The sequence below is a fragment of the Gordonia sp. NPDC003585 genome, from assembly GCF_040610755.1.
GTDB lineage: Bacteria > Actinomycetota > Actinomycetes > Mycobacteriales > Mycobacteriaceae > Gordonia.
Window position 1 is genome coordinate 38,424 of record NZ_JBEXMX010000008.1, and the last position, 11,802, is coordinate 50,225.

12 protein-coding genes are annotated in these 11,802 nt (G+C 66.8%); 2 read left to right on the top strand and 10 right to left on the bottom strand.

Annotated features, from left to right (window positions below):
• Positions 1-17: 17 nt before the first annotated feature.
• Both ABZW74_RS03575 and ABZW74_RS03580 read right to left on the bottom strand, forming a co-directional pair.
• Positions 18-287, bottom strand: a complete 270-nt coding sequence (locus tag ABZW74_RS03575) for a DUF2277 domain-containing protein (protein ID WP_355273945.1) — start codon at positions 285-287, stop codon at positions 18-20.
• Positions 288-304: 17 nt separating this feature from the next.
• Complete coding sequence (locus ABZW74_RS03580; RefSeq protein ID WP_355273948.1) at positions 305-1,273, bottom strand: NADPH:quinone oxidoreductase family protein; 969 nt, start codon at positions 1,271-1,273, stop codon at positions 305-307.
• Positions 1,274-1,342: 69 nt separating this feature from the next.
• Between ABZW74_RS03580 and ABZW74_RS03585 the strand changes: the two genes are divergently transcribed.
• On the top strand, positions 1,343-2,038 hold the full coding sequence (locus ABZW74_RS03585; protein WP_355273951.1) for a class I SAM-dependent methyltransferase: 696 nt from the start codon (positions 1,343-1,345) through the stop codon (positions 2,036-2,038).
• A gap of 2 nt (positions 2,039-2,040) precedes the next feature.
• On the opposite strand, the gene ABZW74_RS03590 is transcribed toward ABZW74_RS03585, so the two are convergent.
• The 4 genes from ABZW74_RS03590 to ABZW74_RS03605 are packed head-to-tail and all read right to left on the bottom strand — an operon-like array spanning position 2,041 to position 6,662.
• Positions 2,041-3,546, bottom strand: a complete 1,506-nt coding sequence (locus tag ABZW74_RS03590; protein WP_355273955.1) for an MFS transporter — start codon at positions 3,544-3,546, stop codon at positions 2,041-2,043.
• Positions 3,547-3,586: 40 nt separating this feature from the next.
• Complete coding sequence (locus tag ABZW74_RS03595) at positions 3,587-4,342, bottom strand: SDR family NAD(P)-dependent oxidoreductase (protein WP_355273958.1); 756 nt, start codon at positions 4,340-4,342, stop codon at positions 3,587-3,589.
• The gene (locus tag ABZW74_RS03600) at positions 4,339-5,274 is read right to left on the bottom strand and encodes an alpha/beta fold hydrolase (protein WP_355273961.1); all 936 of its coding nucleotides are present in this window, start codon (positions 5,272-5,274) and stop codon (positions 4,339-4,341) included. The genes ABZW74_RS03595 and ABZW74_RS03600 overlap by 4 nt, the downstream gene beginning before the upstream one ends.
• Positions 5,271-6,662, bottom strand: a complete 1,392-nt coding sequence (locus tag ABZW74_RS03605) for an NAD(P)-binding domain-containing protein (protein WP_355274056.1) — start codon at positions 6,660-6,662, stop codon at positions 5,271-5,273. The genes ABZW74_RS03600 and ABZW74_RS03605 overlap by 4 nt, the downstream gene beginning before the upstream one ends.
• 149 nt (positions 6,663-6,811) lie before the next feature.
• Here ABZW74_RS03605 and ABZW74_RS03610 point away from each other — a divergent pair, with 149 nt between their 5' ends.
• On the top strand, positions 6,812-7,411 hold the full coding sequence (locus ABZW74_RS03610) for a TetR/AcrR family transcriptional regulator (protein WP_240860711.1): 600 nt from the start codon (positions 6,812-6,814) through the stop codon (positions 7,409-7,411).
• Between the two features lie 232 nt (positions 7,412-7,643).
• Here ABZW74_RS03610 and ABZW74_RS03615 read toward each other — a convergent pair whose 3' ends face one another.
• The 4 genes from ABZW74_RS03615 to ABZW74_RS03630 form a co-directional block, all read right to left on the bottom strand.
• Positions 7,644-8,501 (bottom strand): LLM class F420-dependent oxidoreductase, encoded by an 858-nt coding sequence (locus ABZW74_RS03615; RefSeq protein ID WP_355273964.1) that lies wholly within the window; start codon positions 8,499-8,501, stop codon positions 7,644-7,646.
• Between the two features lie 201 nt (positions 8,502-8,702).
• On the bottom strand, positions 8,703-9,782 hold the full coding sequence (locus tag ABZW74_RS03620) for a prenyltransferase (protein ID WP_355273967.1): 1,080 nt from the start codon (positions 9,780-9,782) through the stop codon (positions 8,703-8,705).
• Positions 9,779-10,504, bottom strand: a complete 726-nt coding sequence (locus ABZW74_RS03625; protein ID WP_355273970.1) for a class I SAM-dependent methyltransferase — start codon at positions 10,502-10,504, stop codon at positions 9,779-9,781. The genes ABZW74_RS03620 and ABZW74_RS03625 overlap by 4 nt, the downstream gene beginning before the upstream one ends.
• Positions 10,491-11,801 (bottom strand): glycosyltransferase family 4 protein, encoded by a 1,311-nt coding sequence (locus ABZW74_RS03630; RefSeq protein WP_355273973.1) that lies wholly within the window; start codon positions 11,799-11,801, stop codon positions 10,491-10,493. The genes ABZW74_RS03625 and ABZW74_RS03630 overlap by 14 nt, the downstream gene beginning before the upstream one ends.
• Position 11,802: the final 1 nt, after the last annotated feature.

Here is an 11,802-nt window from a genome sequence, read left to right on the forward strand (position 1 = left end):
GGCTAATGTTGTGCGCGTCAGCCGCGCGCCGCGATCCGGGCCTGCACCTCGGGGCGACGCAGCGGTGGGACCGTCTTCGGTGGCTGACGCCGCTCCGGTAGGACGTCGAGCAGCGCCCTGGTGGCGGCAGTGACCGCAACCACCGCCGCCTCGAATGCCTCTACGTTCGCCGCCGAGGGATGCCGCACGCCGCTGACCTTGCGGACGTACTGCCGCGCGGCGGCCTCGATCTCGTCCTCGGTGGCCGGTGGCTCCAGGCCCCGAAGCTCGGTGATGTTGCGGCACATGGCAAAGACCTTCCGTATCAGTCGGCGATCTTGACGACCGCTTTCCCCAGGATCCGCCCTTCGGCGAGATCAGTCAACGCCTGCGGCAGCTGGTCGAGCGAGTAGGTCGCGTTGACCATCGGGTTCAGGCCGTCGGCAATCATCTGCGCGAGTTCGTCGTGCAGTTCGGCGGGCAGGCCGGGATGGGTGCGGATGTACTCGCCCCAGGCCGCCCCGACGACCGCGATGTTGCGGAACAGCACCCGGTTGAGCTTGACGGTCGGGATGCCGCCCGCGGCGAATCCGATGACCACGTACCGGCCGTCGGGCGCGACCTGACGCAGCGCCTCGTCGAACACCTCGCCGCCCGACGGGTCGATCATCACGTCGACGCCCTGGGGGACGATCTCTTTCAGCTTCTTGCCCCAGCCGTCTTCGAGTTGCACCACCTCGTCGGCGCCCGCGTCGCGCAGGAGCTGCTCGGCACCCTTGCGGTGCACGATGGCGATCACCTTGGCGCCCAGGGCTTTCGCGACCAGGATCGACGCGGTGCCGACACCGCCCGCGGCGCCGAGAACGCCGACGACCTCGCCCGGCTCCACCTTGGCGCGCGTCTTGAGCGCGAAGATCGCGGTCTGATAGTTGATGCCCATGGCGGCGCCCTGATCGAAGGAGAGACCCTCGGGCAGCGGCAGAAGTTGCTCGGGCGCGGCGACGACCTGCTCGGCGAACCCACCGATGAACGACGCGACGAGTACCTTGTCGCCCGGCTTCACCGATGCGCCGTCAGGTGCGGTACGCACCACACCGGCGACCTCGGTGCCCGGAGTGAACGGCAACGGCGCCTTCATCTGGTACTTCCCCTGACTCATGAGCAGGTCGGGGAAGCAGATTCCGCACGACTTGATGTCGACGAGGACCTGCCCGTCGGCGGGTGTCGGGTCGGGAAGATCGGTCAGTTCGAGGCCTTCGGGCCCGATCTCGGCGGTGAGAACTTGAGCTTTCATGCCCCAACCCTACTTGGCATCGAGCCAGTGGTGTGAGGCGCACCACTGCTGTTCGATAGGATCGGCGCCATGACCTCATCGCACGTAGAGACATCCCCCGGGCTCACCCCGCAGCGACTCGCGGCCGCCGAAGCCGCACCCGGATTCATGCCTATCGATGAGGCGACGACGCTGTACGAGATCGCCGAAGAGATTCTGGCGCAGCCGGATTCGGTCGGCTTGGGCATCGAGATCGGCACCTACTGCGGAAAGTCCACTGTGTTCCTCGGTGCTGCGGCGCAACCGCTGCGCGCCACGATCGTCACCGTCGACCATCACCGTGGATCCGAGGAACACCAGCCGGGCTGGGAGTACCACGACCCCGACCTCGTCGACCCGCACACCGGCACCCTGGACACCTCGGCCCGATTCCGTCGAACCATGTTCGACGCGGACCTCGAGAAGACGGTCATCGGCGTGCTCGCGCCGTCCACGGTGGCGTCACGCATCTGGGGTTCACCCGCTGACTTCGTCTTCATCGACGGCGGACACAGCATGGAGGCCGCGCAGAACGACCTCGACGGCTGGGCGCCCTGGGTGCGGGTCGGTGGCTGCCTGCTGATCCACGACGTCTTTCCCGACCCCGCCGACGGTGGCCGTCCGCCATACGAGATCTACTGTCAGGCGCTCGAGACCGGGCAGTTCACCGAGATCCGCGTCGAAGGTTCACTGCGAGTCCTGCGCCGCGACAGTGGTGACGTCGGAAAGCCGCTGCCGCATAACTGACTTCAGGCCGGAGGGGCGGCAGCGAGCTCGGTCTCGTGCGCGGCACCGATGGGCGTACGAACGTTGATCAACAGCCCGGCCACCACCGCCACACCGGCGAGAATCCCTGCCGCGACGTAGAAGCCGGTGCTCTCGCCGTGGACGAGCGCCTTCGCCTGCAGCGCCATCGCGCCGGCCTGATCGTGCACCGACGCCATGTGGTCGGTGACGTAGGCGGCGGCCGCGGTCGCTGCGATGGTGTTCAGCAGCGCCGTACCGATCGCACCGCCGACCTGCTGCGAGGTGTTGACCATCGCCGACGCGACGCCCGCGTCGTGTGGCTCGACACCGTAGGTGGCCAGGTTGATCGAGGTCATGAACACCGTGCCCATCCCCATGCCGATGAGGAGCAGCGCGGGAAACACCACACTCCAATAGCGCGTCGAATCCGCCGAGATCTGGCTGAGCAGCAGCATCCCGAGTGCGGCCAGTGAGGCGCCCGGCACGACGAGGAATCGGGGCGGCACACGCGTGATCAGGCGTGCCGCGATCTGCGTCGAACCGATCAGCATGCCCAGCACCATCGGCAGGAAGGCCACACCCGCACTCAGTGGCGAATAGTGGTGGACCACCTGCATGTACAGCGTCAGGTACAGGAAGGATCCGAACATCGCGATCACCGACAGCCCGACGGTGAGGTAGGCGCCGCCGCGGGCGCGGTCGGCGACGATACGCAAGGGCAGCAACGGATTCCGGCAGCGTGACTGCCAGACGACGAAGGCCACCAGCAACACCACCGCGGCGACCAGGCAGATGATGGTACCGGTATCGCCCCACCCCTCTTCGGCGGCACGGCTGAATCCGTACACGACGAGCGCCAGACCGCCACCGCCCAGGATCACGCCGAGGATGTCGAGCCCCGACGTAGTCGTTTCCGCGCGGGCGGGTTCCTTGATCTCCACGATCGCGCCGAACAGTGCGATCGCCGCGAACACCACGTTGATGTACATGGTCCAGCGCCAGTCGAGGACTTGCGTCAGCAGGCCGCCCAGAAGCAGGCCGACTGCCGCCCCACCGCCGGCGATCGCGCCGAAGATGCCGAATGCACGCGCACGCTCCTGGGGAGAGGTGAACATGACCGTCAGCAACGACAGGGCCGCGGGCGCCAACAATGCGCCGAACGCACCTTGCAACGCTCGCGCGCCGAACAGCATCGCCTCGTTGACCGCGGCACCGCCCAGCGCGGAGGCGAACGCGAAACCGACGAGTCCGACCATCAGTGCCCGACGGCGGCCCCACATGTCGGCGATGCGGCCGCCGAGGAGCAGCAGGCCACCGAAGGCCAGCGCGTAGGCGGTGATCACCCACTGCTGATTGGCGGTGCTGATGCCGAGGTCGACTTTGGCGTCGGGAAGGGCGATCTGCACGACGGTGCCGTCGAGCACCACCATCAATTGCGCCAGACAGATGAAGACCAGTGCCTTCCAGCGGCGCGGATCGGGACCGACAGGAGATGCGGAGGTACTCACTCCGGATAGGCTACTCCTCCATGCCCGCCGCGAGAAGGCGTCAGCCGCTCGGCGCCATCATGGCCCGCACCTTCCCCAGCACGTCGGGGTATCGCCGCAGGTGAGCGCCGCCGTTGACGTCGAAGGCCGCACCGGTGATCCAGGCGGCCTTGTCCGACGCCAGGAAGGCCACCATGTCGGCGATCTCCTCGGGCCGGCCGCCGCGCCCGAGGGGCGTGTTCTCGATGTATTCGCCGAGCAACCCCGGGACGAGTGCGACACCGGCCGTCAGTGGGGTATCGATGAAGCCCGGCGCGATCGCGTTGACGCGGATGCCGCGTGGGGCGAACTCCAGGGCAGCCACCTCGACGAGGGTGGTGACGCCGGCCTTTGCCGCGCAGTAGCCGGCCATGCCCGCACCGGGCTGCCGCGCGTTCAGCGACGAGATCACCACGACGGAACCGCCGTCGACGATGTGCTGTGCGGCGTGCTTGAGTACGAGGAACGATCCGGTGAGGCAGACGTCGATGGTGGTCTGCCACTGTTCGAGCCCGAGTTCGGCGATGGCACCGGGCAGCGAAAGCCCTGCACAGCTGACAACGACGCGTAGGTCGTCGAGCTTGCCGAAGCCGTCGGCCACGGAGTCTTCGTCGGTGACGTCCATGGTGATCGCGGTACCACCGATGGAGGCGGCGGCGGCACGGGCGGCATCGGCGTTGACGTCGGCGACACAAACCGTAAACCCCTCAGCAGCAAGCACCTTCGCGCTCGCCAGCCCGATCCCGGACGCGCCGCCGACGACGATCGCGCCGCTCATCGGGTCGCCTCCGCTGTCTCGGTTTGTGCAAGATGCCTTGTCAGGAACGAGATCTGGTGCTTGACGGCCGGTTCGAACCATTCGTGGCCGGCGAAGATGTCGAAGTGGTCGCACGGGTAGTGACGCACCTCAGCGTGTGCCTTGAACGCGGCCGACGCGGCAGCCTGCGGAGGTGCACCGCGATCGTGGTCGGCGATCTGCATGAGAACCGGAGCGGTAATCCTCTCGGCGGCCTTGTCGGCACGAAAACTACCCAGTTCCAACCCGACCGACGCGTCGACCTCATTGCGCCAGGTGGGTCCGGCGATGGAAGTGTAGCTCTCGTAGTAGCCGTCCGCGGTGAGTGCGGCCCGCTCGCCGGGCTTCCCGACCACCGCCATCATCGTCGGCTCGCGGCCGACCTTGCCGGCCAGGGCGCTGTGCACACCCAAGGCCGTAGAGCGCACCATCGAAGCTGCGCCGACCTGCGGATAAGCATGTCGTCCGGCCGCAACGCCATTGACGAGCGGCACGAGTGAGATCACCGCCGCGACGTCGTCCCGGTCGGCGGCGACGATCAGCGCGTGCCCGCCAGACTGCGACAGGCCCCAGAGGATCACCCGGTTGCGGTCGACGCCCGGCTTCTCCTTGGCCGCCGCGATCGCCGCGCGGTAGTCCTCGGCCTGACCGGACATCGAGATACGCTGTCGCGGTTCGCCGTCCGATGCGCCGAAGCCGCGGTAGTCGAAGGCGAACACCGCGAGCCCGGCGTCGGCGAGTCGTTGGGCAAACGGTTCGAGTCCGGAGTCCTTGGTGCCGGCGAATCCGTGGGCCATGACCACCACGGGGCGCCCGTTGCCGGTGTCGAAACCGGAGATGTCCGGTCCCGGGAAAAACCATGCGGCGCAGGTGGTTCCCTGCGAGAGAAAGGTGGTGTCGTGTCGGCTGGTCACTTCTCGGCACCTCCTGCCGCGACCGCGAGTTCACCGGTCGGCGCATCGACACGCGCCCACATGGGTGGCCCGCTGCTGAGCGCACGGTCGAGTCCCGCGGGCAATTCCTTGGTGCGCATGTTGTATTCGTAGAGCGAGTAGTCGAGCTGCTGGGTGTGACGCGGCCGGTCGAGCATGTGGCCGGTGTAGTACTGGGTGTCGGCCTCTATCGTCGCGTGCATCTCGTCGACCGAGGGCAGCCGATAGCGACCCACCGCGTAGGCGCCGATGAGCCGGGACTGACACTCCACGAACGGGAACAGCGTCGGAACCGCCTGTGCAAATCCGGCAAAGATCAGATCGTCGATGCCGGGATGGAACATTCGCTTGTACAGGTCGATCCGGTTGTCGGGTGCGCTGATGAAATCGGGGTCGAAGAACGGGAAGGTGATGTTGTAACCCGTTGCGTAGATGATGATGTCGAAGTCACTCGAGGTGCCGTCCTCGAAGTGGACGGTCGGGCCGTCGAGCCGGCCGATGTCGGGCTTGGCGACGATGTCGCCGGACCCGAGCCGCAGCGGCAACTCCACCGATTGCGTCGGATGTGCTTCGAAGAACTTGTGATTCGGTGTCGGCAGCCCGTAGTCCTCGGGGCGTCCGGCCGTCATCGGCTGCATCACCTGCATGAACTTGCGCTGCCACGAGGTCGGGATGTGCGGCGACAGCTTGTAGTACTTGTCGGCGGGTTTTCCCGCGAAGTACTTCGGTACGATCCACGCACCCGAGCGCGTCGACAGCGTCAGCTCGTTGTCGAGCGCCTTCGACGACAGTTCGACGGCGATGTCGGCTGCGCTATTTCCCAAGCCCACCACCAGGATTCGCTTGCCGGAGAACTCGAGCGGGGTGCGCGGATCGATGTAATGGTGGGCGTGCAGTGTTGTGCCGGAGAACTCACCGGGGAAGCTCGGGTATCGAGGGTCCCAGTGATGGCCGTTGGCGACGACGAGCAGATCGAACCGTCGTCGTTCGCCGCGTTGGGTTTCCAGTTCCCATCCCCCGCCGCCGAGACGCTCGGCGTGCACGATGCCGTTGGTGAACTCGATGCGCTCGAGCAGGCCGAACGCTTCGGCGTAGGAGTCGAGGTACTGCTTGATCTGGGTGTGGTGCGGGAAGTCCGGGAACTCGTCGGGCATCGGGAAGTCGCGGAACGACAGCTGATGCTTGGAGGTGTCGATGTGCAGCGAGCGGTAGGCACTGCTGTGCCCGTTGGGGTTACCGAACGCCCAGTTGCCGCCAATCCGGTCGGAACTGTCGAAGCAGGTGTACGGCACGCCGTAGTCGTTCAACATCTTTCCTGCGGTCAAACCGCTGATCCCGGCGCCGATGATCGCCGTCGTGGGTCGGTACATACCCATCCCCTGTCGGTATAGATTCTCTGTGTAGACACTATTTCCATTGTGTCTACACCAGTCGCGCATCGTTGTATACAGATTCGAGAAACTGTCTATTGGGTTTGTTAGAGTGCCGTCATGCCGAATACGACGAGGGCGGAGGGGACGTGACCGACACATCGACGGAGACCGTGTCCGAGCGTCTCCTGGCGGCCACCGAAAAATTGCTGGCCGACAAAGGAATTCGTGCGACGACGATGCAGCAGGTGGCCGAAGTGGCCGGCGTCTCCCGCGCGTGGCTTTATCGTCACTATCCGGACAAACCGGCCATGATCGGCGCTGCGATCGTGCGCCTCAACGAATCCTTTTGGTCCGGTGCACGCAGCGAGTTGGACTCCATCGACTCGCTCTCCGCGCAGTTGGCTGCCGGCGTCCGCATCGGCCGCGGCGCCTACGACGACCCCGGCGCCCTGCTCATGCGCCTGCGGACCGATGAACCCGAGGAGTTCGCCGCGTGCGCCGGCGCCGGAATCAGCGGTCTGGTACCCGATCTCGCGATCTTCTGGCGCAGCTACGTCGATGCCGCACAGCAGCGCGGCGAGATCCATCCCGATCACGACCTCGCCGAGGTGTCGGAATGGGTTGCGCGCGTACTCATCAGCCTGGGCACAATGCCCGGCGACACCGTCGACATCGACGACGGTGCGCAGGTTTGCGGCTATCTCGACCGGTACGTGATGCCGGGACTGACCGCCGCGCCGAGGTGAGCGCATCGCCTACCCGGCCGGCTCGAGGCGCACAGCGCCGCCGCCCTTCCGCTCCCTGAGGTGCTCGAGGCGCTAGCCGAGAGCCTCGAAGGGCTGGTGAGACAAAGCAATTGGGCGAGCAAGCCGGGACCGTCACCAGGGCCTTCGAGGCTCCTCGCTAGCGCTCGTCGCACCTCAGGCAGCGGTGGTTGCGTTCCTCGCGATTCAGTTCAGGCAGCGGTGGTAGCGCCGCTCACACCACAGCCGGGGCGAGGCCCAGTTTGCCTGCGAGCTTGGCGAGGTAGCCGCTCGCACGTTCGACGGAGTCGTCGGGAAGTCCGTAAAGTACTGTGGTGACGCCGATTTCGCGCCACTTCTCGAGCTTCTCCGGGATCGGTTTGAAGTCGAGCACGACGACGTCGGGGTCGCCTTCGCGTCCGGCGTCGGCCCAGATCTGCTTGAGGAGGCTCACCGATCCTTCGATGTCTTCCTCGCCGGGGGTGGTGATCCAGCCGTCGGCGCTGCGTGCGATCCACTTGAAGTTCTTCTCGTTGCCGGCCGCCCCCACCTGGACCGGGATGTGCGACTGGGTCGACTTGGGCCACGCCCAGCTGGGGCCGAATTGCACGAATTCGCCGTCGAACTCGGCTTCTTCCTCGGTCCACAGCGCGCGCATCGCCTCGAGATACTCGCGCAGCATCGTCCGGCGGCGCTTCGGCGGGACGTTGTGGTCGCTCAATTCGTCCAGGTTCCAACCGAATCCGACGCCAAGCGTGACGCGTCCGTCGGAGATGTGGTCGAGCGTCGCGATGGTCTTGGCGAGCGTGATGGGGTCGGACTGCACGGGCAGGGCGACGGCGGTGGCGAGGCGGATGCGTTCGGTGACTGCTGCCGCGGCGGCGAGCGAGGTCCAGGGGTCGAGGGTGCGCATGTAGCGATCGTCGGGCAGTGAGGCATCGCCGGTGCGCGGGTGCGCGGCGTCACGCCGGGTGGGGATGTGACCGTGCTCCGGGACGTAGTACGACGCAAACCCGGCGTCCTCGATCAGTGGCGCGAGCACGTGCGGCTTGAGCCCGCGATCGCTGGTGAACTGCACGATTCCGAATTCCATGGGCCCTCCGTTGATGCGCCATTGCTGCCGTCCGAGGCTGCGCCGGACGGTTGACTGGACACTAGTCTAGTTGATTGTGCGCCAGGTCACCAGGGGGGCATCTGAGCGCGAGCTATGGACGGCGTCTCACCAGCCCTTCGACGCTCGTCGCCAGCGCTCCTCGCACCTCAGGGAGCGGATGGAGCGGCGGTGAGGCGTGCGTCAGTGCGCGGCGGTGAGTCGTTGGCGGACGTCACGGAAGATGCCGTTGGCGACGCTTGTGCGGCTGACCGCGTCGGCGGCGAGTATGACGGCGGCCGAGGTCCAGCAACTCTTCTCGACGGGCCAGCGCTTGCCGTCGGCGAAGACGAGGCCGGTCCAGTAGGAGCCGTCGGGATCGCGGAGATGCTGGATGGACGCGATGAGGGAGATGGCATCGTCGGTGTCGCCCAACGCATCCAGTGCGAGTGCGAGTTCGCAGGTTTCGGCGCCGGTGACCCAGGGCCGGTGGTCGACGCATCGGACGCCGCGGCCGGGGACCACGAATTCGTCCCACCGCCGCGCGATCAGTTCCTGCCCGGCCGTGCCGCGCAGGGCTCCACCGAGGATCGGGTAGTACCAGTCCATCGAATGCTCCGACGGCGGCTGGAAGATCTCCCACCGGTCGCGGGCGAGGTCGGTTCGGATGGCGTCGCCGAGCGCGGAATGCGCTCGAATCCAGTCCTTTTCGGGCTGATCCACTTCGACGGCGATGTGGATCGCGCAGTCGAGCGCCTGGAAGATGCTGGCGTTGCCGGTGATCTGGGCTTCGTCGAACATGTTGCCCGCGGTATCCCCGCCCCAGCGGAAGGCCCCGTCTTCCCGCTGGAATCGGAGTACGCAGTCGATGGCCGACCATACGACGGGCCACATGCGTTCCAGGAATCGCTCGTCGCCGGTGATGAGGTAGTGGTGCCACACGCCGACCGCGATGTAGGCGCAGAAGTTGCTGTCGACGCCGTCGTCTTCGATGCGGCCGGCCACGGTGCGGATCGGCCACGAGCCGTCGGTGCGCTGCATGCGCCGCGACCACTCGTACGCCGCTTCGGCCTCGTCGTGAAAGCCGGTCACCGACAACGCCATTGCCGATTCGATGTGATCCCAAGGATCGGTTTGGCCGCCCGGAAACCACGGCAGTGCGCCGGAGGACTCCTGCATGCCGACGATGGCCGCGCCGGTGGCCCGCATCTGCTCGGCGCTCACCACGCCGGGCACGTGCGGGTAGTCACCCGACGTGTCGTCGTCGACGGGTAGCGCCGTCATGAAGAAGCGGTGTCGGGCTTACGCAGATACAGTGCCACCGACTTGCCGATGACCGGGTTCAGCGCCTGCTCGCCGACGCGGGTGAGCCACGGCTTGCTCATCATGTCCCACACCAGCAGCTTGTGGTAACCCTTGACCAGCAGGTTGTCGTTGTTCTCCACGCCGACAGCACATTTGAGCCACCAGTACGGTGCGTGCAGGGCGTGGGCGTGGTCGGTTCCGGTGACCTCGAGGCCGGCTGCGGTCAGCTTGTCCGCGAGTTCGGATGCCTTGTAGATCCGGACGTGTCCACCCTCGACCTCGTGGTATTCGTCGGACAGTGCCCAGCACACCTTCTCCGGCCAGTAGCGCGGCACCGTCACCGCGGCGAGTCCACCGGGCTTGAGGATGCGCACCATCTCGGCCATCGCGGCCTCGTCGGCCGGCACGTGCTCCAGGATCTCTGACATCAAGACCACGTCGAAGCTGTTGTCGGCGTAGGGAAGTCGCAGCGCGTCGCCCACCTCGGCACGCGCCTTGGCCGACGCCGGGACATGCCCTTCGGCCATCATCGCGTCGAACATCTCGCCGACGTCGGCCATGTCGGATTCGGACATGTCGAAGGCGATGACGTCGGCTCCGCGCCGGAACATCTCGAAGGAGTGCCGGCCCTGTCCCGCCCCGATGTCGATGGCCTTGGTGCCCGATCCCACGCCCAGCCGGTCGAAATCAACTGTCAGCACTCGGTTTCCCTTCGGTCGGCAGCCCTGCCTTGGCCAAGACTGTCTCATAGTGTGCCGCGGTTTTCGCGGCGACGGCGGCCCAGCTGTAGTTCTCTTCGGCCCGCGTTCGGCCCCCGGCCCCGAGCCGGGCACGCAGATCGGCGTCGCCGAGCAGGCGTCCGATCGCCTGGGCCAGGCGTCCGGAATCGCGCGGCGGCACCAGGATCGCGGCTTCCTCACCCGTGCCGACGACCTCCGGGATCGCCCCCGCGCGGGTCGCGACCAACGGCGTCCCGCAGCTCATCGCCTCCACCGCCGGCAGCGAGAATCCCTCGTACAGCGAAGGGACACAGGCGACTTCGGCGGATGCGAGGAGCTCGGCGAGTTCCTCGTCCTCCAGGCCCGACACCACCGACACCCGGTCACCGATGGCGAGGTCGTCGATCATCTTGGCCGACGGCCCGTTCGGGTCGAGTTTGGACACGAGCACCAGTTCGACATCGCGCTCGGCGGAGAGCTTCGCCACCGCCTCCAACAGGTACGACACCCCCTTGAGCGGGGCGTCGGCACTGGCCACGCACACGATCCGGCCGGGTACACGCTCGGGGGCAGTAACATTCGGCCCGCTCGCTCCGCTCCCGGCGCCTGGCTTGAACACCTCGGTGTCCACGCCCAGCGGGATGGTGGTGATCCGGCCCGACGGGATGTCGAAGGCCTTGCGGATGTCGACCTCGCTGCTGCGCGACACCGTCAGCAGCTCCGGGATTCGCCGCGACACCCGGCCCTGCATCCGCAGGAAGGAGTGCCAGCGCCAGGCGCTGATCTTGCGCCACCCCTTGGCCGCCTTGACGGCCAGCGTCCGGTCGCGGGTGATCGGATGGTGGATGGTCGCGATCAGCGGGAACCCGGCCTTTTGGATGTCGAGCAGTCCGTAGCCGAGGCACTGGTTGTCGTGCACGATGTCGAAGTCGTCGCGACGCTCCTTCAGCAGCCGCGCGACACGCAGGCTGAAGGTGAGCGGTTCACCGAAGCTCGCCGTCCACATCGATCCGACCTCGAGCACGTCGATCCAGTCGCGGTACTCCCCCGGACGCGGCGTCCGGAACGGATCGGGCTCGTCGTAGAGATTGAGGCTGGGCACCTTGGTGACCGTGACACCGGCGTCGATGGCGGACTGGTCGAGCTCCGGGTACGGCGCACCCGAGAAGATCTCGACGGAATGGCCAAGCAGCGCCAGTTCGCGGCTGAGGTGACGGACGTAGACTCCCTGCCCACCGCAATGAGGCTTGCTGCGGTAGGACAACAATGCGACCCGCACG

Excerpts from the sequence above, each read along its gene's own strand:
- ABZW74_RS03575 (WP_355273945.1), bottom strand. The coding sequence starts at position 287 with ATGTGCCGCAACATCACCGAGCTTCGGGGCCTGGAGCCACCGGCCACC.
- ABZW74_RS03580 (WP_355273948.1), bottom strand. The coding sequence starts at position 1,273 with ATGAAAGCTCAAGTTCTCACCGCCGAGATCGGGCCCGAAGGCCTCGAA.
- ABZW74_RS03585 (WP_355273951.1), top strand. The coding sequence starts at position 1,343 with ATGACCTCATCGCACGTAGAGACATCCCCCGGGCTCACCCCGCAGCGA.
- ABZW74_RS03595 (WP_355273958.1), bottom strand. The coding sequence starts at position 4,342 with ATGAGCGGCGCGATCGTCGTCGGCGGCGCGTCCGGGATCGGGCTGGCG.
- ABZW74_RS03605 (WP_355274056.1), bottom strand. The coding sequence starts at position 6,662 with ATGTACCGACCCACGACGGCGATCATCGGCGCCGGGATCAGCGGTTTG.
- ABZW74_RS03615 (WP_355273964.1), bottom strand. The coding sequence starts at position 8,501 with ATGGAATTCGGAATCGTGCAGTTCACCAGCGATCGCGGGCTCAAGCCG.
- ABZW74_RS03620 (WP_355273967.1), bottom strand. The coding sequence starts at position 9,782 with ATGACGGCGCTACCCGTCGACGACGACACGTCGGGTGACTACCCGCAC.